At 68.6% G+C, this 21,735-nt stretch carries 20 protein-coding genes and 2 pseudogenes; 15 read left to right on the top strand and 7 right to left on the bottom strand.

Going from position 1 to position 21,735, the window contains the following annotated elements; translation table 11 throughout:
- Positions 1-341: 341 nt before the first annotated feature.
- Positions 342-716 (bottom strand): annotated as a pseudogene (locus tag ACZ562_RS34765) (transposase); the annotation flags it as partial.
- Between the two features lie 60 nt (positions 717-776).
- Between ACZ562_RS34765 and ACZ562_RS34760 the strand changes: the two are divergent.
- A protein-coding gene (locus ACZ562_RS34760) for an IS5 family transposase (RefSeq protein WP_471187804.1) occupies positions 777-1,624 on the top strand; the annotation gives its coding sequence in 2 pieces (ribosomal slippage) (positions 777-1,113 and positions 1,113-1,624; 849 coding nt in all).
- Here ACZ562_RS34760 and ACZ562_RS34755 read toward each other — a convergent pair.
- Positions 1,621-1,932: a hypothetical protein gene (locus ACZ562_RS34755; protein WP_471187767.1), complete on the bottom strand. Its 312-nt coding sequence runs from the start codon at positions 1,930-1,932 to the stop codon at positions 1,621-1,623. The genes ACZ562_RS34760 and ACZ562_RS34755 overlap by 4 nt on opposite strands.
- A 795-nt stretch (positions 1,933-2,727) precedes the next feature.
- Between ACZ562_RS34755 and ACZ562_RS34750 the strand changes: the two genes are divergently transcribed.
- Genes ACZ562_RS34750 through ACZ562_RS34740 form a run of 3 tightly spaced genes read left to right on the top strand, consistent with a single transcriptional unit; the run spans position 2,728 to position 3,881 of the window.
- Positions 2,728-2,919: a hypothetical protein gene (locus ACZ562_RS34750; protein WP_471187765.1), complete on the top strand. Its 192-nt coding sequence runs from the start codon at positions 2,728-2,730 to the stop codon at positions 2,917-2,919.
- Positions 2,903-3,553, top strand: coding sequence for a hypothetical protein (locus tag ACZ562_RS34745; RefSeq protein ID WP_471187763.1), 651 nt, complete (start codon positions 2,903-2,905; stop codon positions 3,551-3,553). Before ACZ562_RS34750 ends, ACZ562_RS34745 begins: the two co-directional genes overlap by 17 nt.
- On the top strand, positions 3,441-3,881 hold the full coding sequence (locus ACZ562_RS34740; protein ID WP_471187760.1) for a DUF4238 domain-containing protein: 441 nt from the start codon (positions 3,441-3,443) through the stop codon (positions 3,879-3,881). The genes ACZ562_RS34745 and ACZ562_RS34740 overlap by 113 nt, the downstream gene beginning before the upstream one ends.
- A gap of 234 nt (positions 3,882-4,115) precedes the next feature.
- Here the strand turns inward: ACZ562_RS34740 and ACZ562_RS34735 are convergent, their stop codons facing one another.
- A complete protein-coding gene (locus ACZ562_RS34735) occupies positions 4,116-5,234 on the bottom strand; it encodes a fatty acid desaturase family protein (RefSeq protein ID WP_471187757.1) in 1,119 nt (372 codons plus the stop codon).
- 7 nt (positions 5,235-5,241) lie between these two features.
- Positions 5,242-6,297 (bottom strand): ferredoxin reductase, encoded by a 1,056-nt coding sequence (locus ACZ562_RS34730; RefSeq protein WP_471187754.1) that lies wholly within the window; start codon positions 6,295-6,297, stop codon positions 5,242-5,244.
- An 86-nt stretch (positions 6,298-6,383) separates the two neighbouring features.
- On the opposite strand from ACZ562_RS34730, the gene ACZ562_RS34725 reads away from it, so the two are divergent.
- A complete protein-coding gene (locus ACZ562_RS34725) occupies positions 6,384-7,523 on the top strand; it encodes a PucR family transcriptional regulator (RefSeq protein WP_471187751.1) in 1,140 nt (379 codons plus the stop codon).
- Positions 7,524-8,073: 550 nt separating this feature from the next.
- On the opposite strand, the gene ACZ562_RS34720 is transcribed toward ACZ562_RS34725, so the two are convergent.
- Entirely contained in the window at positions 8,074-8,280 is a 207-nt protein-coding gene (locus ACZ562_RS34720) for a DUF397 domain-containing protein (RefSeq protein ID WP_471187748.1), read from the bottom strand.
- A gap of 139 nt (positions 8,281-8,419) precedes the next feature.
- A complete protein-coding gene (locus ACZ562_RS34715) occupies positions 8,420-8,941 on the bottom strand; it encodes an Lrp/AsnC family transcriptional regulator (RefSeq protein ID WP_471187745.1) in 522 nt (173 codons plus the stop codon).
- A gap of 194 nt (positions 8,942-9,135) precedes the next feature.
- Here ACZ562_RS34715 and hppD point away from each other — a divergent pair, with 194 nt between their 5' ends.
- The 8 genes and pseudogenes from hppD (at position 9,136) to ACZ562_RS34675 (ending at position 18,438) form a co-directional block, all read left to right on the top strand.
- Positions 9,136-10,341, top strand: coding sequence for a 4-hydroxyphenylpyruvate dioxygenase (gene hppD / locus ACZ562_RS34710; protein WP_471187742.1), 1,206 nt, complete (start codon positions 9,136-9,138; stop codon positions 10,339-10,341).
- A 42-nt stretch (positions 10,342-10,383) separates the two neighbouring features.
- Entirely contained in the window at positions 10,384-11,589 is a 1,206-nt protein-coding gene (locus ACZ562_RS34705) for a cupin domain-containing protein (protein ID WP_471187739.1), read from the top strand.
- Positions 11,590-11,697: 108 nt separating this feature from the next.
- Positions 11,698-12,465, top strand: a complete 768-nt coding sequence (locus ACZ562_RS34700) for a hypothetical protein (RefSeq protein WP_471187736.1) — start codon at positions 11,698-11,700, stop codon at positions 12,463-12,465.
- Between the two features lies 1 nt (position 12,466).
- A complete protein-coding gene (gene fahA / locus ACZ562_RS34695; RefSeq protein ID WP_471187733.1) occupies positions 12,467-13,750 on the top strand; it encodes a fumarylacetoacetase in 1,284 nt (427 codons plus the stop codon).
- A complete protein-coding gene (locus tag ACZ562_RS34690) occupies positions 13,750-14,586 on the top strand; it encodes a CoA transferase subunit A (protein WP_471187731.1) in 837 nt (278 codons plus the stop codon). The genes fahA and ACZ562_RS34690 overlap by 1 nt, the downstream gene beginning before the upstream one ends.
- Positions 14,577-15,215: a CoA transferase subunit B gene (locus ACZ562_RS34685; protein WP_471187728.1), complete on the top strand. Its 639-nt coding sequence runs from the start codon at positions 14,577-14,579 to the stop codon at positions 15,213-15,215. Before ACZ562_RS34690 ends, ACZ562_RS34685 begins: the two co-directional genes overlap by 10 nt.
- A gap of 160 nt (positions 15,216-15,375) precedes the next feature.
- Positions 15,376-16,786: pseudogene (locus tag ACZ562_RS34680) on the top strand (IS701 family transposase).
- Between the two features lie 395 nt (positions 16,787-17,181).
- Entirely contained in the window at positions 17,182-18,438 is a 1,257-nt protein-coding gene (locus tag ACZ562_RS34675) for an IS110 family RNA-guided transposase (protein WP_471187801.1), read from the top strand.
- Positions 18,439-18,996: 558 nt separating this feature from the next.
- On the opposite strand, the gene ACZ562_RS34670 is transcribed toward ACZ562_RS34675, so the two are convergent.
- Positions 18,997-19,695 carry a helix-turn-helix transcriptional regulator gene (locus ACZ562_RS34670; RefSeq protein ID WP_471187725.1) on the bottom strand — a complete coding sequence of 233 codons (699 nt, stop codon included), beginning with the start codon at positions 19,693-19,695 and terminating at the stop codon, positions 18,997-18,999.
- A gap of 64 nt (positions 19,696-19,759) precedes the next feature.
- Here ACZ562_RS34670 and ACZ562_RS34665 point away from each other — a divergent pair, with 64 nt between their 5' ends.
- A complete protein-coding gene (locus tag ACZ562_RS34665) occupies positions 19,760-20,194 on the top strand; it encodes a DoxX family membrane protein (RefSeq protein WP_471187722.1) in 435 nt (144 codons plus the stop codon).
- A gap of 287 nt (positions 20,195-20,481) precedes the next feature.
- Positions 20,482-21,597, top strand: a complete 1,116-nt coding sequence (gene tal / locus ACZ562_RS34660; RefSeq protein WP_471187719.1) for a transaldolase — start codon at positions 20,482-20,484, stop codon at positions 21,595-21,597.
- Positions 21,598-21,735 lie beyond the last annotated feature (138 nt).

The raw sequence follows: 21,735 nt of genomic DNA, 5'->3' as shown, positions 1-21,735 counted from the left end.
AACTGGGTCTGTTGAGACCACCGCGAGGCGTTTGTGTCTTCGTGAGGTGGAGTTGTGCTCACCAGTCGGACGCAGAACGGTTCCCCCCTGACCAGATCGCTCTCAGTAGAGGACTTCCCGCCCTGGTGGCGGATGAGATCTCCGTTCTGGCCGAAACCGCTGCCGGACACCGGACACCGGACACCGGACACCGGACGCAGGGCAGGCCCGTCTGCATCCAGAGCTCGAAGGCTCGGACGCGCACAAGGACTCAGCCCTGCGTCCGGTGTTGAAGCGAGCCCCGCGGTCTGTCGAAAGAGCTCCCACTCGGGATTCGGATAGCGATGACCTGCTTCGCTGCCCATTAGGATTCGGGCCTGTCAGGTCCCCCTTTTCAGGGCACGCATGTTCACCGAGTCGATCGCGCAACGGGACCAGTCCAGCTCACCGCGGGCGCCGAGGTCGTCGAGGACCAGGCGGTGCAGCTTGGCCCAGACCCTGGCCTTCGTCCACTCGGCGAAGCGCCTGTGAGCCGTCGCTCCCGACGGCCCGAACGACGCGGACGGCAGCTGCTGCCACGTGCAGCCCGACGTGGCCACGAACACGATCGCAGCCAGCACCTCCCGGTCACCGTGCCGGCGCCGGCCGCCTCCCTGAGGCCGGGTAGGCGCTTCCGGCACCACTCGCTGGAACAGCTCCCACAATTCGTCCGGCACCAGCCGCTCAACGATTCCCACGGCAGCAGGCTATCGAACACGGCCAAATGAGATGGTGTCTTAGTGGATCATGGTCTGGTGATTCGTCGCCATGAACTGTCCGATGCAGAGTGGGAGTTCGTCCGACCGCTGCTGCCCGCGTCCCTACGGGGCCGGAAGCGGTTGGACGACCGAAGGGTCCTCAACGGAATGGTGTGGAAGTTCCGCACCGGTACGGCCTGGCGGGATGTGCCCGAGCGGTACGGGCCGTGGCAGACACTGCACACCCGCTTCCGTCGGTGGGCCCTGGATGGAACTTTCGAGCGGATGCTGAGGGCCGCGCAGGCCAGGGCGGATGCGGCCGGGGACGTCGACTGGCTGGTGTCGGTCGACTCCACCGTCGTGCGAGCCCACCAGCATGCGGCGGGGGCCCGAAAAGGGGGCCGCGCAGCCCGGCTCTCGGACGCTCGCGGGGCGGTCCGCCCAGCAAGATCCACCTGGCCTGCGATGCCTTCGGGCGCCCGCTGGCCTTCGTGGTCACGGGCGGGAACACCAACGACTGCACGCAGTTCACCGCCGTGATGGAGGCGATCCGGGTGCCCCGCATGGGAGTGGGGCGGCCCCGGGTGCGGCCCGCGCACGTTCTGGGCGACAAGGGCTACAGCTCCCGCGCCATACGGGCCTGGCTGCGGCACCGGGGCATCCCACATACCATTCCCGAGCGGGCCGACCAGGTCCGCAACCGGCTCCGCCGCGGCAGCCGCGGCGGGCGTCCGCCGGCCTTCGACAAGCAGCTCTACAAGCGGCGCAACGTCGTGGAACGGTGTTTCAACCGCCTCAAGCAGTGGCGCGGCATCGCGACCCGCTACGAGAAGACCGCCGAGTCCTACCAGGGAGCCGTCCCCCTTGCCTCGCTCCTGATGTGGGCGTCATTTGAAGACAACTCCTAGGCCGCCCTTGAGGGCCTGGACGAGGAGCGCCGGTCGAGGAGGTCGCCCGGCGCCTGGGCGGCGAGGTCTCCCCGGCCGTTCTTGCCCTGATGAAGGCCCTGCTGGTGCAGGCCGGCGGGCTCGGCGCGGTCACGAAGATTGTGGAGGGCTTCGGCGGGTTCGCCCAGCAGTACGAGCAGATCGAGAAGGTCTCCGCCCACCACGGCAACTTCTGGGAGGTTCCTGTACGGGCAGATCGGCCGGGACAGGGCGCTGATGTTCGACCTGCCCGAGAGACTGGAGTTCACCGCCACCTCGGAGGCCTCCACCTCGCGCTCCAGGCGCGCGGCGAGATCCGGGCGGGCTACGTTGGTCCTGGATCAGAGCCGACTGCGGGACCTGCGTGAGACCGCGGCTGCCCAGCGTTTCTTCGGGGCTCTGAAACCCACCTGCTGCCCGCGCTGCTCCACCGCACTGGACCAGCTGCCCCACGCGGACCTCGACGAGGCACATTGCCGCATCTGCGGCTCCGCCCCCACGGAAGTCCCCGTCGATCCGTCGGCAGCCGATGAACTCGCCGCCTCCATCCAGCCCCTCAAAGAGGCCCACACCGCAGCGAAGAAATCAGCCCGACAGGCCGCCCAAACCGTCACCGCATCCGAGGCCGGCCTGGCCCAGGCCCGCACCGATCTCGCCGCAGCCCAGGCAGCCATGCCCAGCGAGTCTTCTCTGCGCGCCCATCTTGAGGTCGCCCGTGTCGAGGGTGCCCTCGCAGAGCGCCAAGCCGCCGAACGCCGCGCCGAGCAGCCTGATCGGAAGTCACCGGAAGAAAGCGTCCTGGAGGCAGCTGCCAAGGAAGCCGACAAACGCGCGAAGAAGGCCTCAGACCAGCTCTTGGGCACCCTGAGTGCGGAGATCTGTCAACTGGCGATCCGGCTGGGCATGAAAGAGCTCCAAGCCGTCAAACTACTGGGCAACGGCACGCTTCAGATCGCCAAGGGCGACAGCAAGACCACCTTCACCGCCGTCACCCCGGTGAGCATGTACGGCTACGCATCGCCACTCTCCTCGCCCTCCTGCGCGTCGGCAAGGAAACCGGCGTCGGCCGCCACCCGGGACTGCTCTTGCTCGACTCCGCCGGCGCACAGGAAACCATCGACGTCGACCTGGCCGAAGTCCTCAGCCAGCTCAAGGACATCTGCGAGGAGACCTCCGGCCTCCAAGTCATCACCGCCATCGCCAAACGCGACCTGGCCACCACGGGCATCCCCGCCGACCGCCTGAAAGCCGCAGGCCCGGGTGAGCCCGTATGGTGACCGGCCCGTTACCCGCGCTCTCACCACAACCACCAGCCCTGCGGCTGCTGACGACCTCCTCGACCAGCTCCTCGAACACCCCGGCTACCTCCAGCGCGCGAGCTCCCAGCTCAACACCCTCGCCCTCGAACGCAGCCGCCACCACACCACCCCCATGGAAGCCGAACTGGCCGGCCTCTTCCTCGAAGCTGCTCTCCGCCTTGCCCTGCCGGGAACCACCCGCCGCTACGGACTCCTCGACCGCCTCGTCGACCCCGGCGCCACCAGGGCCCCTGCCGCCTACGCCCGCCGCGTCGTCCGCGCCCTGGGCACCGCCTACGAACACTGGCGGGACAGCGACCTGATCGCCGCGCTGCAGCACTTCACCCAGACCGCGGTCCACGGCGACGCCGCCTACGAGCTCGCCATGTGCCACCTTGCCGACGCCGCCAACGCCCCCGACCGCCCTACCCTCCTTGCAGCCTTCACCACCGCCCGCAGCTTCCTGCAACAGGCCATCGACGCCGACGAAGACCGTCCGGGTGTGCATCCCGCAGTACCGTGCTCGGAACTGGCGACGCGAGACCAGCCGCAAGCCGATCTTCCTCACCTCCGATGCGCCCCTCGTACTCTGGCGCCCGGAAACTTCGGATGACGCCTACCGGGGGTTCGGCCTGGAAGGTGCTCACGAGATCAGGTTCCCGGTCAGCCCCACGGCCCAGCTCGTGCTCATCCCCGGCCAAGGAACATCCGCCGAAGAGGTCAAGCTCAGCCGAGTGATCAGCTGCAACCAGGACCTCGCGGACAGCTGCGAACAGGTCGTCGTCGGCCACCCGGACCGGCCCACAGCACTCGACAGGGTTCAGCTCACCAAGCGCGGGCCCACGCTGCGCTTCAACACGGCCCCCGGCATCCGGAAGAACCCGGACGGCACGGAAGAGCCCATGGGCGACATCCTGCACATGTACACGACCCGCCGCTGAGCCTGCCCGCTACGACCAGCGCATCCCGATGCGGACAGCTGCTCGATCCGCTCCGGCGTCAGCGTCGCGGCCCTGCTCCGCTGATGCCCGATTCATTCGCATGTGGGCCTTGCTGGTATGCCCCGGATCCCGTGTCGTACGGTCTGATGTCGCGGCCGCCCACCGTCCGCAACGGATCTCACCGAACCCGGCGGTGCCGCCGGTACGGCCGAAAGATCTGAACCAATACCGGGATCAGGCCGCGACGAGCTCCTGCTCGCGGTCCGGTGTCTTGACCTTGGGCTTCTTGTTCGGCAGCGAGAGCCGGAAGACCTTGTGCCACGCGGAGAACACCTGCTTGGGCAGCGGCCCGGTGACGTACTCCAGCTCGTACTTCTCGAACAGCGCGCGCACCTTCACCGCGACCTCGGCGTACCGGTTGCTCGGCAGGTCCGGGAACAGGTGGTGCTCGATCTGGTGCGACAGGTTGCCGGTCATGAAGTGCATGGCCCTGCTGCCGCTGATGTTCGCCGAGCCCATCATCTGGCGCAGGTACCACTGGCCGCGCGTCTCGCCCTTGATCGACCGGCGCTCGAAGACCTGCACGCCCTCGGGGAAGTGCCCGCACATGATCACCGAGTGGGACCAGATGTTGCGGACCAGGTTCGCGGTGAACGTGGCGGCGAGCGTGGTGAGGAACGACGGGCCCGACAGCAGCGGGTGGATCACGTAGTCCTTGAGCACCTGCTTGCGGATCTTGCGGCCCACGGCCTTGGCCCGCGCGCGGAACTCCGGGTTCTTGCGGCGGCGCTTGCGCAGGTTCTTGCCGAGTTCCAGGTCGTACGCTGCGATGCCGTACTCGAAGAAGCAGGCGTTGAGGAAGTTCCACAGCGGCTGGCCGAGGTGGAACGGGTGCCACCTCTGGTCCTCGTCGACGCGCATGATGCCGTAGCCGAGGTCGTTGTCCTTGCCGATCACGTTGGTGTACGTGTGGTGCAGCTCGTTGTGCGAGTGCTTCCACTGCTCGGACGGCGAGACGTGATCCCACTCCCAGGTGGTGGAGTGAATCTTCGGGTCCCGCATCCAGTCCCACTGGCCGTGCAGGACGTTGTGGCCGATCTCCATGTTGTCCATGATCTTCGCCACGGACAGACCGGCGGTGCCGAGCAGCCACGCGGGCGGGAAGATCGAGAACAGCAGCACGCCCCTGCTGACCAGCTCGAGCTTGCGCTGCGCCGAGATGACCTTACGGATGTAGGCGGCGTCTTTCTCGCCGCGGTCGGCGATCACCTCGTCGCGGATCGCGTCCAGCTCGCGGCCGAGCTCCTCGATCTGCTCCGCGGTCAGGTGCGCGGTGGGGTCGGTGGCGGTCAAGGTGCTCCTACCGTTCGATGTCGCAGGGGCCCGCCGCGGCGGACACGCAGGTCTGGATGAGGACGCCCGGCTCGGCCTCGGTGATCTCGCCGGTGCGCAGGTCGCGGACGGCGCCCGCCTTGAGCGGCGTGACGCAGCCGAAGCAGATGCCCATGCGGCACCCGGAGGGCATGAGCACGCCGGCCTCCTCGCCGATGTCCAGCAACGGCGTGGCGCCGTCCGCGTCGACGGTCTTGCCGGTGACGCTGAACGTGACCTCGCCGCCGTCGCCGGCGACGACGATGCTGGGGCGGAAGCGTTCGGTGTGCAGGCGCTCTTGGACGCCGTGCTCGGTCCAGTGCTCTTCGGCGGCGTCGAGCAGGCCCGCGGGCCCGCAAGCCCAGGTCTCGCGCTCGGCCCAGTCGGGCACGAGTTCGTCGAGACGGGCGATGTCGAGCATGCCGTCTGTGTCGGTGTGCACCTCGGTGAGCCGCAGCTTCTTGTCCGCGACCAGGTCGTGGAGTTCGTTGCGGAAGATCACGCCTTGCGGCTGTGGCGCGCAGTGGACCATGACGACGTCGTCGAACTCGATGTCGCGCAGCATGCCCATCACGGGCGTGATGCCGCTGCCGGCCGTCAGGTAGAACACCTTGGCGGGCTTGGCCTGCGGCAGCACGAAGTCACCGGTCGGCTGGTCGAGCTGTATCAGCGTGCCCGGTTTCGCCCTGCGGACCAGGTGGTTGCTGACCTTGCCGTCCGGGATCGCCTTCACGGTGATCGTGACGCGGCCGTCCTGGCGGTTTGTCGGCGAGGTGATGGAGTAGGCACGCCACAGGCGTACCCCGTCGACGTCGACCCCGATCCGCACGTACTGACCGGCTGTGTGGCCGCGCCAGCCCCGTCCCGGCCTGATCACGATAGTCGCGGCGTCACTCGTCTCGGGGTGCACGGCCTCGATGCGCCCACGCAGGTCAGCGCCCGCACGCAGCGGGCTGACCAGGTCGAGGTAGTCCGACGGCAGCAGCGGCGTCGTGACCATCTCCAGCAGTTTCCACGCCCTGCTGCGGAGGGCTGCACTCGTCATGACTCCAGCTTGCTGCGCGTCAAGGCGTAAAGTCCTGACCGCAGGACGTAAATCTGGTCGGCTGAATTGTTCGCAGGGAACAAAACGTGAGCCATGCAATCCGGAGGGCCAGCGAACTGGCCCTGGATGAGACGACGGTCACCGCACTTCGGGCCGCGCTGAAGACCACCGCCGACGAGGTCGTCCAGGCGATCATCGACGAGGTCCCTCCCTACGCCAACGCCCTTTCGGGCCACATGGGCGCCACCATCCGCCGAGCCGTCCGCACCGCCCTGGGGCACTACCTGGACCTCGCGAGCGGGAACGCCACAGGCGGCGACGCCGGTGACGCAGCCTACGAGCTGGGCCGCGGCGAGGTGCGCGACGGCCGTTCGATGGACGCCCTACTCAGCGCCTACCGCGTCGGCGCCCGCGTGGCCTGGCGATGCCTGGCAGCGGGTGCCGTACCCGCAGGTCTGCCCGCCGCCGAGGTCGCCAAGTTCGCCGAGCTGACCTTCGCCTACATCGACGAGCTCTCCGCCGCGAGCGCCGCGGGCCACGCCGACGAACTGGCCGCCCGGGGCAGGGCCCACGAGCGCCACCTGGAACACCTGGCCCGCGACCTCCTCGCCGGCGCGAGCCCGGACGTGCTGCTGGCCTCTGTTCAACGGGCCGGATGGCAGCCTCCGGTTTCGCTGACCGCGGTCCTGCTGCCCGCCGCCCAGGCCCGGCCTGCCTACCGCGCGCTCGACCCGAGCACCCTCGTCCTCGACGATCTGCCGGACGCCACCGGTGTGCTGCTCGTCCCCGACGCCGACCGATCACACCTCTTGCGGCAGCTAACCGACCGCACCGCCGTGGTCGGCCCGGCCCGGCCATGGACTCGAGCGTCCGCCTCGTACGCACGAGCCGTACGCGCCCGCTCCCTCTCCTCTGATATTCGCGACACCGAGGACCACCTGCCCGAGCTGGTGCTGAGCGCCGACGTGGACGCGTTCGCAGACCTGCGTGCCCGAGCCCTCGCACCGTTGCGGACCTTGCCTGTCGCGACCGCACGGCGGCTGGAGGAGACGTTGCGGGCGTGGCTGCTGCACCAGGGCAGACGGGACGAGGTGGCGGCGGCGTTGTTCGTCCATCCCCAGACAGTCCGGTACCGGATGTCGCAGCTGCGGGAGCTGTTTCCGGATCTCGCATCGCCACACCGGGTCCTTGAACTGACGCTGGCGGTCGGTCTTCGGGTCAGCTGACGCGTACTTCGACCGTCCACGACGGCGTCCGCGAGCTGTCCAGGAATCGTGCCTCGTTCTCGGTGCCATCAGCTGGCTCATGCGGCCCAGGGAAGAGCGGTATTAGCCAGCTGAGACCGGGGGGTGATGCGAAGACCAGACAAGGCCTCGGGAAGCCCGTCGGGGGCGCTGTCTCTGAGAAGCGCGGTGGCGGATACAGCTCGACTGGATCCGGTGGACGATGCGCACCGCCCCGCTCGTCGACGCGCTCATCGAGCATCTGGTCGGTGATCTGGGCCGCTATGCCCACGCCAAGTGGAGGCAGAGCGTGCCTCCGGCCTCGCCCGGAGAGGTGAAGGGCGTGCCGAAGCAGGAGCGGCCAGCCTCGTGTAGCTGAGAGGTCCACAGCCCGGCCAGGAGCGATGCGGAGCCGCCACCGCACTTCACGTGCAGTGGCCAGCGGAAATTGGTTCAGACACAGTTCCTGACGTGCGAACGGGCCTGCCGCTCCCAAAACGGAGTGGCAGGCCCGTGGCGGATGTGCTCGCTATGCCTGGCGCGATCAGCTGCCTTACCCGGGGGTCCTCACATGGCCGACGAACGCTGCCCAGGCCGAGGGCGTAATCGCCAGGGCAGGCCCTTGGGGGTTCTTGCTGTCCCGTACGGGCACCACACCCGGGACCTTCGCCACTTCTACGCAGCTCTGGTCACCGCTGGAGTACGACGACTTGATCCAGTCGAAACCGGTGGCGGCGGCGTTGGGGTAGTGCTTGGTCACGGGTGTCAGTCCATTTCCTGTATGGCAGCTGGAAATGGAGGTTCTCGTTGCACAACCGTTCTGGCATGGCCGGCCTGTCCGCACAGCTGCCCAGTGCTCTGGCTCGTCGGCGCGGCCCGTGCCGGGCAGACGCGGGCTGTCAGCCTTGCCGCCCGGTGGGCTTCTTGTCGCGGTACGCCGGGGCCCTGCCACCGCCCCGCGCGTGTGTCGCCAGCAGCGGCAGCGTGCGGGGCTCCACCACCGTGGAAAGGACCACGACGCTGGTTGAGCGTGCGATGTGCGGGGAGCGGTTGACTGCCAGGAGAGCCTGCTGCAGTTCGTCCTGGTTCCGGGCGGCCATGCGGCAGAGCACATCACCGGTTCCGGTGGTCGCGAAGGCGTCCATCACGGCTGGATGGCGCTCGAGTGCTTCGCTGACCTCGTGCAGCGCGCCCTGTGCGATCTCGAGCGTCACGAAGGCCTGGACGGCGTAGCCCGCGGCACGCAGATCGATGTCGGGCCCGTATCCAGTGATCACGCCGGCGGATTCCATCTTCTCGATTCGGGACTGCACCGTCGCTCGCGCTACGCCGGTCAGTCTGGACAGTTCCAGGTGTCCCGCGCGGGGGTGTTCGTGGAGGGCGTTCAGCAAGGCGACGTCCAGTTCGTCGAGGCCGCTCATGGCAGTACCTTTCGCCAGTGCCGGGATCATGCGCCGTAAGTAGGCGCAGCGTATAGCAAGCACGGCATACTTCCCGGCTGGCTTAGCAGATCGACTAGCGAATGCTGGGTCTGTTGCGCAGTTGCATGGCCGCCAGCTCATACTCCCGCTGCCCATCCGTGTCGCCCGGCGACATCGAGCCAGCGGAGATAGCCATGAGCCTCGAGCAGACCCTCACCGACCAGGAGCGACTGGCCGACCTCGGCCTCGACCAGCTGAAGCAACTGGTCGGTCTGGTCTCCTACGACGACACCGCAGACCCCTTTCCGGTGACCGGATGGGATGCTGTCGAGTGGGTGGTCGGCAATGCCAAGCAGACGGCGCACTTCTTCCAGTCCGCCCTGGGAATGGAGCTTGTGGCCTACTCCGGCCCCGAGCACGGCAATCGCGATCACCACGCCTACGTCCTCACGAGCGGCGCCGTCCGGTTCGTCGTCAAGGGCGGCGTGGACCCCGACAGCGCTCTGCACGACCACCATCGCAGGCATGGTGACGGCGTCATCGACATCGCTCTGGCGGTGCCGGATGTGGACCGCTGCGTCGAGCACGCCCGCAGCCAGGGTGCGACGGTCCTGGAGGAGCCCCACGACATCGCAGACGAGCACGGGGTGCTTCGCGTCGCGGCCATCGCCACCTATGGCGAGACCCGTCACAGCCTGGTGGACCGCTCGCGCTACGAAGGCGTTTACCGGCCCGGCTATGTCGACCTGACCTCGTCGTATGTCAAGCGCCCGGGCGCACCGAAGCGCCTGTTCCAGGCCCTGGACCACATCGTGGGCAACGTGGAACTCGGCCGCATGGACGAATGGGTGGACTTCTACAACCGCGTCATGGGCTTCACGAACATGGCGGAGTTCATCGGCGACGACATCGCGACCGATTACTCGGCCCTCATGTCGAAGGTGGTGGCCAACGGCAACCACCGAGTGAAGTTCCCGCTCAACGAGCCGGCCATCGCCAAGAAGAAGTCGCAGATCGACGAGTACCTCGAGTTCTATCAGGGCCCGGGGGCACAGCACCTGGCCCTGGCGACGAACGACATCCTCCGCACCGTGGACTGCCTCCGGCAGGAGGGCATCGAGTTTCTCGCCACCCCGGACTCCTACTACGAGGATCCGGAGCTGCGCGCCCGCATCGGTGAGGTCCGTGTCCCCATCGAGGAGCTGCACAAGCGCGGCATCCTGGTCGACCGTGACGAGGACGGCTACCTCCTGCAGATCTTCACCAAGCCGATCGGGGACCGCCCCACCGTCTTCTTCGAGTTCATCGAGCGTCATGGCTCCCTCGGCTTCGGCAAGGGCAACTTCCAGGCCCTCTTCGAGGCACTGGAGCGCGAGCAGGAGCGGCGGGGGAACTTCTAGCGGCCGACTGCGCCCGGGCCACCATCATCGAAGGAGCGACAGATGGCTCACTACCTCAGTGTCGGGCAGGTCCCGCCCAAGCGTCATACTCAGCACCGTGCTCCCACGGGCGGGCTGTACTACGAGGAGTTGATGGGCGAAGAGGGGTTCTCCTCGGATTCCTCCCTGCTGTACCACGCCGGTATCCCGTCGGCCGTCCTGGACGCGCGGAGCTGGGAGCTTCCGGACCAGAGCACCGTGGCGAACCACCCCCTCAAGCCCCGTCACCTCCGACTCCACGACCTGTTCCCCGGCCAGGACTGGACGACCACCGATGCGGTGACCGGGCGGCGTCTGGTGCTGGGAAACGCGGATGTGCGGCTCGGCTACGCCGCGGTCGGCCGGCCCTCACCGCTCTACCGGAACGCCACCGGCGACGAGTGCGTCTATGTCGAGTCCGGCTCAGGGGTGGTGGAGACGGTTTTCGGTGACCTGGCGGTGGGGCAGGGCGACTACGTCATCCTCCCCCGGGCCACCACCCACCGATGGGTGCCCCTCGGCAAAACGCCGCTGCGGCTGTACTTCATCGAGGCGAACAGCCACATCACCCCGCCCCGGCGCTTCCTGTCACGCTACGGGCAGTTCCTGGAACACGCCCCCTACTGTGAGCGTGACCTGCGCGTGCCGACAGCACCTCGGGTGGTCGACGAGGAGGAAGTCGAGGTCTACATCAAGCACCGTGGCCACGGTGCCGGTGGGCTCGCGGGTACGGTCCATGTCCTGCCGCATCACCCCTTCGACGTGGTGGCATGGGACGGGTGCCTGTATCCGTACGTCTTCAACATCTCCGACTACGAACCGATCACCGGGCGTATCCACCAGCCGCCCCCGGCGCACCAGGTGTTCGAGGCCAACAACTTCGTCATCTGCAACTTCGTGCCTCGCAAAGTGGATTACCACCCATTGGCCGTACCGGTCCCGTACTACCACGCCAATGTGGACTCCGACGAGGTCATGTTCTACGTAGGCGGTGACTACGAGGCGCGCAAGGGCTCCGGGATCGGTCAGGGCTCGGTCTCTCTCCACCCTGGCGGTCATGCGCACGGCCCGCAGCCAGGCGCTGTCGAAAGCAGTCTGGGGGCGGAGTTCTTCGATGAGCTGGCGGTGATGGTGGACACCTTCCGGCCGCTGGAACTGGGCGAGGGCGGCCAGGCCGTCGACGACGGCAAGTACGCCTGGTCGTGGGCCGGGCGGGAGGCCGCGTCATGACCGTGTTGCCGTCCGGCACAGACGCCGGCGGGCTGAGGACGCCGTGGGCGGAGGAGTTCGGCGGATTCTTCGACGACGCCGCGCTCTTCCCCCCCGGGCAACGCCCCCATGACCACGGCGGTGGCCCGTCACTGGCAGCATCGCGCCGCCCGGTACGGGCCAGCAGTGGGGACCTTCGTCTGCTCCGACCGGCGCTGGGACGAGCTCATCGGCCAACTGGACGGTGAGGGGCCCGTGCTCGATCTGTCGCTCGCCGTCGGCGGTGGTCCGCAGTCCCTTGCCGCGAGCGTGGCCCGTGCACAGGCCCACCCACGTGTCCGCCTCCGGGCGGTGGAACTGCCTGGCGCAGTCGGCGCGCCCGGTGAACCGACGGCGCTGCTGCGGTCGGTCGCCGCGGCGGTTCCCCGGACGGTGACCGTCTACGCCGAGGTGGGACTCGGCCCCGGTGTGCAGATGGCCGTACGGGCAGTGGCCCGGGCCGGTTTCCGTGTCAAGTTCCGGACGGGAGGAACCAGGGCGGCCGCCTTCCCCGACGAGATGCGGCTCGCCGGGGGACTGGTCTGCGCCGTGCGGCTCCGTGCCCCGTTCAAGCTCACCGCCGGTCTGCACCACGCCGTCCGCCACACCGCGCCCGGCACGAGGTTCGAGCACCACGGTTTCCTGAACGTGATGGCCGCCGTGGCCGCGGCTCACGAGGGAGCGGGAGAGGAGACCCTCGCCTCCCTGCTGGCCGACAGGGATCCGCAGAGCGTCGCCCGCAGGTGCACGCCACACCAACGGGCCGCAGCCCGGGCCTGGTTCACCTCTTTCGGAACCTGCAGTATCGACGAACCCCTGGCCGACCTCAGCTCGCTGCGGTTGGTGGGAAGGAACTGACATGCCACCTCGCTCCACTCCGCGACCCACACGGTCCTGGGTGCCGATGCGCCAGGACCACCCCTTCGGCATCCAGACCCTGCCCTACGGGTCCTTCACGCGATCGGACGGCCGCGCCCGGGTCGGCGTTGCGATCGGAGACCACGTCCTCGACCTGTCGGCGGCCTGGCCGGTGCTGGCCCCGGCCGAGGAAGACCTCTTCTCCACCGGATCGCTGGACCGGTTCCTTGCCGCTGGGCCCGCGGTGTGGGACCGCGTCCGAACCGCCGTCACCAGGTGGCTCAGCGACGAGCGGGAACGTGAGCACGTCCACGCTTTCCTGCTGCCCGCGGCGCAAGCGGCGATGCTCCTGCCCTTCACGGTCGCCGACTACGTCGACTTCTACGCCTCCGAGCACCATGCCGCGAACCTGGGGAGGATGTTCCGGCCCGGCACCGATCCCCTGACGGCGAACTGGAAGCACATGCCGATCGGTTACCACGGCCGTGCGGGGACCGTCGTCGTATCCGGGACCCCCGTGCCGCGCCCCCGGGGCCAGCGGCGCACCGCCGAAGGCGCCGTCACGGTGGGTCCCAGCCTGCGGCTCGACATCGAGGCCGAGCTCGGCTTCGTCGTGGGAGTGCCCACGGACATGGGCGAGCAGGTCCCACTCAGCGCCTTCGACCAGCACGTTTTCGGTGTATGCCTGGTCAACGACTGGTCCGCGCGCGACATCCAGGCATGGGAGTACGTCCCGCTCGGGCCGTTCCTGGGCAAGTCCTTCGCAACCTCCATCTCGCCGTGGATCGTGCCTCTCGCTGCCCTGGAGGAGGCGCGCACCGCACCCCCGCCGCGCGCCCCGCGACCGGTCACCTATCTCGACGACAGCGATGAGGCCCCCTGGGGGCTGGATGTACGGCTCCAGGTCAGCGTCAACGGCACCAAGGTCAGCGAGCCGTGCTTCGCGGACATGTACTGGACCGCCGCCCAGCAACTGGCCCACATGACCTTCAACGGCGCGCGCCTGCGGGCAGGGGATCTCTTCGCCTCGGGAACGATCAGCGGCCCCACCGAGCGGAGCCGGGGATCGCTCATCGAACTCACGTGGAACGGCCAGGAACCGCTGGAGATCAAGGGCGGTCGGCGCACCTTCCTCGAAGACGGCGACGAAGTGGTCATCACGGCGACCGCGCCGGGCCCGGCCGGAACCGTCGTCGGTCTGGGCGAAGTAAGAGGCAGGGTGGCGCCGGGCGGTGGCCGGGCCGCCGCGCCGCGGGGACCACGACACAGTGAAAGGCACGGGTAGTGGACAAGGTTGTCTCCTCCGCGTCCGAAGCAATCGCCGGTATCGGCGACGGGGCCTGCCTGGCGGTCGGCGGATTCGGGCTCTGCGGCATCCCCAGTGCGCTGATCGCCGCGCTCCACCAGAAGGGGGTGAACGATCTGGAAATCATCTCCAACAACTGCGGCGTGGACGACTGGGGCCTTGGCATCCTGCTGTGCGACCGGCGGATCCGCCGGATCGTCTCCTCGTACGTGGGTGAGAACAGGGAGTTCGCGCGGCAGTACCTGGCGGGCGAACTGGAGGTCGAGCTCACCCCACAGGGAACCCTCGCCGAGCGGCTGCGGGCCGGCGGGGCCGGCATCCCGGGCTTCTACACCCTCACGGGCACCGGCACACAGGTCGCCGAAGGCGGCCTGCTGTGGCGCTACCAGCCGGACGGCAGCGTCGCCGTGGCCTCGCCTCCGAAAAAGACCGGAGACTTCCACCTCGACGGGGCTACTCGCACCTACATCCTCGAGGAAGCGATCACTGCTGACTTCGGCTTGGTCCGGGCCTGGAAAGGCGACCGGCACGGCAACCTGGTCTTCCGCCGGAGCTCGCGGAACTTCAACCCGCTGTGTGCCATGGCCGGGCGGGTCACGGTCGCCGAGGTCGAGCACCTGGTCGAGCCCGGCGACCTCGACCCGGACGCGGTCCACGTGCCCGGGATCTACGTCCATCGCGTGCTGCCCCTGATGCCCGATCAGGCATCCGCCAAGCGCATCGAGCGCCGCACCACCCGACCCGACGCGGTCACCTCCGATGGCCGGGGGATCCCCGCGACCACTGAGACCAGGAGGCCTGAACCATGTCCCTGACGCGCGATCAGATGGCCGCCCGCGCCGCGGCGGAACTGCGCGACGGCGACTACGTCAACCTCGGCATCGGACTGCCCACCCTGGTGCCGAACCACGTTCCCGACGACGTCGAGATCGTGCTGCAGTCCGAAAACGGCATCCTCGGCATCGGCGCATATCCCCGAGCGGGAGACGAGGACCCGGACCTGATCAACGCCGGCAAAGAGACCGTGACCGTGCGCACGGGTGCATCCTTCTTCGACTCCGCGACGTCCTTCGGGATGATCCGCGGCGGGAAGATCGACACGGCGATTCTCGGCGCAATGCAGGTGTCCGCCGATGGCGACCTCGCCAACTGGATGATCCCCGGCTCGATGGTCAAGGGAATGGGCGGGGCGATGGACCTCGTCCATGGAGCCAAGAAGGTCATCGTGCTCATGGAGCACAACGCCAAGGACGGCGCCTGCAAGATCGTGCGGAAGTGCTCTCTGCCCTACACCGGACGCCGGGTGGTCCAGCGGATCATCACCGACCTCGCGGTCCTCGACATCACCGAATCCGGCCTGGTCCTGCGCGAACTCGCAGCAGACGTGACGTTGGAGCAGGTGCGGGCGAGGACGGAACCGGATTTCGCGGTCGACCTCGCCTGACGGCCGCCCGGCCCTCCCTACCTCTTTCCGGCACCGAAACCCCTTTCAAGGATCGTCATGTAACGGTAGTTCGTTAAATCCGGTGGTGGCGTGGGTTGACGGCAGGTCGGGTTGGTCATAGGCCGGTGGTAGGAGTCAACTGCCTTGCTGGGGGCTGAAGATGACCGCTCGCCGTCCGTGTCCGCCCGCGCCGGGACCGCTGGAGGACTACGCGGCCCGGTTCGACGACCTCTTCTTCAGCCTGGCCCAGCGGCGGGGGTTTCGCGAGTATCTGACCGGGCTGCTGGCGCCGCGGGAGCGGAACAAGACGATCACCTGCCTGGCGGGGGCGGAGCCGGTGGCAGGTGCGGGGATGCCGGGGGTGCAGCGACTGCAGTTCTTCCTGTCCGAGTCGCCCTGGGAGGCCGAGCGGGTCAACGACCGGCGGCTTGAGCTGTTGCGCGAGGAGCCGGCGACGGCTTCACACGAGGGCGGGGTGATCGTGATAGATGATTCCGGGGACCGCAAGGACGGCACCGCGACCGCACATGTGGGCCGGCAGTGGCTGGGCCGGTTGGGCAAGACGGACAACGGCATCGTCACGGTGACCACGGTGTGGACCGACGGCCGCGTCTACTACCCGCTGCACGCAACTCCCTACACCCCCGCCCACCACTTCGCCCGCGGCCGGTCCGATCCGGCCTTCCGCACGAAACCGCAGCTGGCCGCTGCCCTCGCGGCCCGGGGCAAGGAGGCGGGCTTCGGCTGCCGGGCGGTGGTCGCCGACTGCGCCTACTCCGCCAGCGACGACTGGTATCTCGCACTGCGCGAGGCCGGCCTGGCCTACGTGGTCGCGCTCAAGCCGCACCGCGGCACTTGGGCCCCGGCCGACCAGCCACACACCCCCATCGAAGCGGCCCACGCCCTGACCTGGCACGACGCCAAGCGTCCCGGCGACTGGACACCCGTGGAGCGTCACTTCCGCGACGGGCACACCGAGACCTGGTGGGCCGCCGACGCCCGCCTGGGCGGCTACGGCCCCGACTCACCCTGCCGGCTGGTCGTGGCCACCACCGACCCAGCCAGCCTGCCGGAGAAGGCCACCTGGTACCTGGCCACCAGCCTGCCCCACCCCGACGCACCCCACGCCGCCACCAGCCCGCACCCGCCCGCCGACCTCGCCGAGATCGTCCGCCTCTACGGACTGCGGCCGTGGATCGAGCAGAGCTACAAGCAGATCAAGGACGAACTGGGCTGGGCCGACTTCCAGGTCCGCTCCGACCGCGCGATCCGCCGCCACCAGACCCTCGTCAACTGCGCTTTCTCCTTCTGCTGGAACCAATGGTTCACCCCACCCGGACCCCTGGATGCCACCGCGCCGGACCCCTGCCCCGACGAAGGGCCAGAGAGGGGGACCAGCCCTGTGCCCACCAGCCCCAACAGCCCTGCTGGCCCAGGGCCTTACGCGCCATCCGCTCCTGGCTCACTCCCGCCGTCACCCTCCACCGGTGGTGGCAAGCCTGGACGGACAAGGACCCACCCCCCGACCTCCAGGCCCTGATCGACGCGGTCACCACCGGACACGGCATTGACCTCTACCGCCGGATTTAACGAACTACCGGTAAAGCGGCGTCCGGCGTCTCCGCACCGCCACGAACCCCACGCCCGCCGTCACGCTGATGACGCGGGCGCCGGGCTGATGCCTCCGTTTCCCCGGGCCCTTGAGGCCTCTGTCAAGAGCGGCGCAGCCCGGCGTCTCCGTGATCACCGTGAAACTCGCGGCGACCGGTCGGACGTTGATCGTCACGGCGCGAGCCCGCTCCAGGGTCGACCTCTTGTTCATCCGCGAGCCCGTGAGCTCTGCAGACAGATCGAGCCCCTGGAGTGCGCTGGTGTCGCGAACGGCTACTGAGATGGCGGACCAACGAGTCCTTGGATTAGGGCGCCGCGTGACCCGCATGTGCTCGTGACCTGCTCAAATGAACGGATCTGGGAGGACAGCTTGACCGTGTTCTGTGGTATCGACTGGGCGGAGCGCCACCACGACGTCGCCCTCGTCGAGGAAGGCGGCGCCCTGCTCGCCAAAGCCCGCATCACCGACGACGCGGCCGGCTACCACAAGCTCCTAGCCCTTCTCGCCGAACACGGCGACAGCCCCGAAGATCCGATACCGGTGGCCATCGAGACCAGCCACGGCCTCCTGGTCGCGACCCTGCGCACCGGCAGCCGCCGTGTCTTCGCAATCAACCCGCTCGCCGCCGCCCGCTACCGCGACCGGCACGGCGTCAGCCGCAAGAAGTCCGACCCGGGCGACGCCCTGGTTCTGGCGAACATCCTGCGCACCGACCTGCACGCTCATCGTCCCCTGCCAGCCGACTCCGAGCTTGCCCAGGCCATCACGGTCCTGGCCCGAGCCCAGCAGGATGCCGTCTGGACTCGGCAGCAGGTCGCCAACCAGGTCCGCTCGCTCCTGCGCGAGTACTACCCTGCTGCTCTGCTGGCCTTCCAGGGCAAACAAGGCGGTCTGACCAGGGCTGACGCCCGCGTCATCCTCACCCTGGCCCCGACCCCGGCGAAGGCTGCGAAGCTCACCCTCGCCCAGTTGCGGGCCGCCCTCAAACGCAGCGGCCGCCTCCGCGGCGGCGACACCGAAGCCGAGCGGCTGCGGGACGTCTTCCGCGCCGAGTACGCCCACCAGCTCCCCGGCGTCGAGGACGCCTTCGGCTACCAGCTCCTGGCCCTGCTCACGCAGCTGGACGCCGTCTGCCAGGCCGCGGACGACCTTGCGGAGGCGGCGACAGCTGCCTTTCACCAGCATGCCGACAGCGAGATCCTGCTCAGCTTCCCCGGCCTGGGGCCCATGCTCGGTGCCCGCGTGCTCGCCGAGCTGGGCGATGACCGGGCACGATTCGCCGACGCCAGGGCGCTGAAGTCGTACGCCGGATCCGCGCCCATCACGCGGGCCTCCGGCAAGAAGCGATTCGTCGGCCGCCGCTTCGTCAAGAACAACCGCCTCATCAATGCCGGCTTCCTCTGGTCCTTCGCCGCCCTCACCGCCTCACCGGGAGCCAACGCGCACTACCGGCGCCGACGCGAACAGGGGGACTGGCACGCAGCCGCACAACGGCACTTGCTGAACCGCTTCCTCGGCCAGCTCCATCACTGTCTCAAGACCCGGCAGCTCTTCGACGAACAGCACGCCTTCGCACCGCTCCTGTCACCCCCGACCGAGCAGGCGGCTTGACTTCCTAACCCCCTGAGATGTCTTGAGCGTGGACACCCTGATCATTGGATCGTGAGGATCCATAGGACAGGAGTTCCCGTTGGGGACGTCGAAGTACTCGCCTGAGTTCCGGGCCGATGCCGTCGCGCTGTACCACTCCAGCCTTGGCTGCGCTCCTTCGCCATTCGGATGCGCAACATCTACCGACTGGACCGACTGGGCAATGCGCCGGGGCCCGGCGCGTCCCCCCATGAGCCCGGTCAACACCTCGGGAGTTGCCCATCCAGTCGCCGGCCCGGGCACCGAGTCGTACCTCCAGCAGTACGGCACGGGAGCGTGGGCGTGCCTCTTGGTCGCCCACGCCCGCGCCCACGCACGCAGACAGTCCCCATACCCGAGAACGCCCGCAAGCTCGTTGTCCCGTCCCGCAAGAACAAGGGCGAGCACCCTTCGGTGCCACCCTGGGCACATCCTCGCCCAGGACGACAGTTTCCCGAACCCACTGTCTGTGCGTCACGGCTACATGTCGGTTGGTCTCGTTCGTTAACGGCGCTCCCGTTCCGGCGGGCTCCGAACTGGTCAGGCGGCAGGCTGCAGTCGGACGCAGCATCGTCCGGGGCTGGGTGCCAGGCATGCCTCGAGTCCCGCCGCGTCCAGGCCACTGAGGACACCGCGCAGCAGGTGGAGGTTCATTCCGCACACCGTCTGGGTGTGCTCCCGGGCCAGCGCGTGGAAGGGGCAGTTGGCCAGCACGATGGCATCGTCCTCGTGGCGTGGCTCGAAGCCGTACCGCTCCAGCAGTTCGAAGACCTTCGCCCCGTTCTGCTCGCCCAGTTGCGTGCCGAGTTCTTCGGCCTTCCGGTGCAACACCTTGCGCACCGGCTCACCGGTCGCGTCGGATTCCTCCACGGCTTGGGCGAGCAGCCGTCCGGCCAACTCGTAGCGGCGGTCCGGCAGGTTGACGGCGACCTGCTTCGCCGAGCGGCGGTAGAGCTTGGCCGGCCTGCCCGCGCCTGGTCCGGAGCGTCCACTGCGGCGCTCGTAGATGACGTCGAGCAGTGATTCGTCGGCGAGCCGGTCCAGGTGGAACGCGGCGGTCTTCCGGGCCAGCCCTAGGGCGGCGGCCGCCTCGTCCCGGCTGACGGGGCCCGGCTGGCGCACCACGTGGTCGTAGAGCCTCCTGCGGGTCGGCTCGTCGAGGGCGGCGATGGCGGAGACGTCGGGGTCGCGTACTTCCTTCGGGGTGTCCACGAAGGCCAGTGTAAAACCCACAGCCATTGACTAAAGAGCGAAGCGGGGCTTCTATTGTTAATGAACCTTGCCGATAGAAGGAGAGAGGGCCATGTCCTCCGCAACCACAAGCACCACCTCCGCCACCCCACGGCGGGCGGTGCTCACCGACCCCGGCTACCAGGCGTTCGTGATCCTGCGTATCGGCTTCACGGTGGCGCCGATCCTGTTCGGGCTGGACAAGTTCACCAACCTGCTCGTGGACTGGCCCACCTACCTCGCGCCGTGGATCGACGACATCGTTCCCGGCAGCGCCCAGGCAGCCATGTACGCGGTGGGTGTGATCGAGATCGTGGCCGGCCTCGCCGTGGCGCTGGCTCCGCGCTTCGGGGGCTGGCTCGTGGCCGGATGGCTGGCGGGCATCATCGTCAACCTGCTGACCATCCCGGGCCACTACGACGTTGCCCTGCGCGACTTCGGACTGCTCCTCGGCGCCGTCGCGCTCGCACGGCTTGCCCAGCGCTACCACGCCAAGCAGCAACGGTGAACAGGCGCGGAGCGCACCGAATCCACCCGGCGGGTGGAGCCTCACGGATCCACCCGCGCGTGCCGCCCTCCTCGGATCGCCCAGACGGCATCCTCACCGGCCTGCAGGCATCTGGGATCGACGAGGTCCCCGCCCCTGGCCCGGGACAGTGTTGTGTGGAACTACGCGCCGCAGCCGGCGGTGGCATGCCGGCCCTGCCGGGGTGTGCGAAGGAGGTCTGCGCCCGGCCCGCAGAGGATTCAGACGACACCTAGACGGCATCCCGCGACGACGCAAGGGAAAAGATCATGAGTGAGAACCTGGGCCGGCTGGCCGCCGAAGGCGTAGCGGTCTGGCTCGATGATCTGAGCCGGGAGCGGCTCGCCGGTGGCGGGCTGGCCGACTTGGTGCGTGACCAGCACGTGGTGGGTATCACCAGCAATCCGACGATCTTCGCCAAGGCGATTCGCTCGGGTGCCCGCTACGATGCGCAGGTCGGTGATCTGGCTCGGCGCGGAGTGCGGGTGGAGGAGGCCGTCAGGCTGCTGACGGCGTTCGACGTGCGGTGGGCCTGCGACGTACTGCGACCGGTCTACGAGGCCAGCGGCCGGGTGGACGGGCGGGTGTCGCTCGAGGTGGACCCGCGCGTCGCTCACGACACGGCGGCAACGATCGCCGAGGCACGGGCCCTGTGGTGGCTGGTGGACCGACCAAACCTGTTCGTGAAGATCCCCGCCACCCAGCCCAGCCTGCCAGCGATCAGCGCCGCGCTCGCCGAAGGCATCAGCATCAACGTGACGCTGATCTTCTCCCGTGACCGCTACGACCAGGTGCTTCGCGCCTTCCTCGACGGTATGGGTAAGGCCCATGCGGCAGGGCGTGACCTGGCGTCCATCGCGTCGGTGGCCTCCTTCTTCGTCAGCCGGGTGGACACCGAGATCGACAGCCGGCTGGACAAGATCGGCACACCGGAGGGACTGGCCTTGCGCGGCCGGGCCGCGATCGCCAACGCACGCCTGGCCTACCAGCACTTCGAGCAGGCCACCGCATCCGAGGAGTGGCAGGCTCTGGCCGCGGCCGGGATGCGCCCCCAGCGGCCGCTGTGGGCCTCCACCGGGGTGAAGGATCCCGCCTACACCGACACCCGCTACGTCGACGAACTGGTGGCGCCCGGGGTGGTCAACACCATGCCGGAGCCGACCCTGCGCGCCGTCGCCGACCACGGCCGCATCCAGGGCGACACCATCCATGGCACCTACGCGGCATCCCAGCAGGTACTGGATGACCTGGAGACGGTCGGGGTGTCCTACGACGACGTGGTGCGTGTGCTGGAGGACGAGGGCATCGCCAAGTTCACCGCCTCCGGCAACGAGCTATTCGAGCAACTGGACGCCGAACTGCACGCCAGGCGCACCGCCGCCTGATGCGGCCGGCCGCCGACGAACGGTCCCAGCGGCACGGTCTCCGGCAACGACCGGTCGACAGACACACCGGGGAACAAATCAACCGCTGACAGGGCAGAGCTGTCGATGACGATGGCCTGGCCACGGGCGACGCCTGGC

This window comes from Streptomyces sp. NPDC040410 (assembly GCF_055595715.1).
The sequence above is the reverse complement of the archived record's forward strand: the minus strand, read 5'-3'. Positions and strand labels throughout refer to the sequence as shown.

Coding starts and splice junctions, on each gene's coding strand:
- ACZ562_RS34670 (WP_471187725.1), bottom strand. CDS start 19,695: ATGGCTGTGGGTTTTACACTGGCCTTCGTGGACACCCCGAAGGAAGTA.
- ACZ562_RS34685 (WP_471187728.1), top strand. CDS start 14,577: ATGTCCCTGACGCGCGATCAGATGGCCGCCCGCGCCGCGGCGGAACTG.
- hppD (WP_471187742.1), top strand. CDS start 9,136: ATGAGCCTCGAGCAGACCCTCACCGACCAGGAGCGACTGGCCGACCTC.
- fahA (WP_471187733.1), top strand. CDS start 12,467: ATGCCACCTCGCTCCACTCCGCGACCCACACGGTCCTGGGTGCCGATG.
- ACZ562_RS34730 (WP_471187754.1), bottom strand. CDS start 6,297: ATGACGAGTGCAGCCCTCCGCAGCAGGGCGTGGAAACTGCTGGAGATG.
- ACZ562_RS34665 (WP_471187722.1), top strand. CDS start 19,760: ATGTCCTCCGCAACCACAAGCACCACCTCCGCCACCCCACGGCGGGCG.
- tal (WP_471187719.1), top strand. CDS start 20,482: ATGAGTGAGAACCTGGGCCGGCTGGCCGCCGAAGGCGTAGCGGTCTGG.
- ACZ562_RS34705 (WP_471187739.1), top strand. CDS start 10,384: ATGGCTCACTACCTCAGTGTCGGGCAGGTCCCGCCCAAGCGTCATACT.
- ACZ562_RS34715 (WP_471187745.1), bottom strand. CDS start 8,941: ATGAGCGGCCTCGACGAACTGGACGTCGCCTTGCTGAACGCCCTCCAC.
- ACZ562_RS34700 (WP_471187736.1), top strand. CDS start 11,698: ATGACCACGGCGGTGGCCCGTCACTGGCAGCATCGCGCCGCCCGGTAC.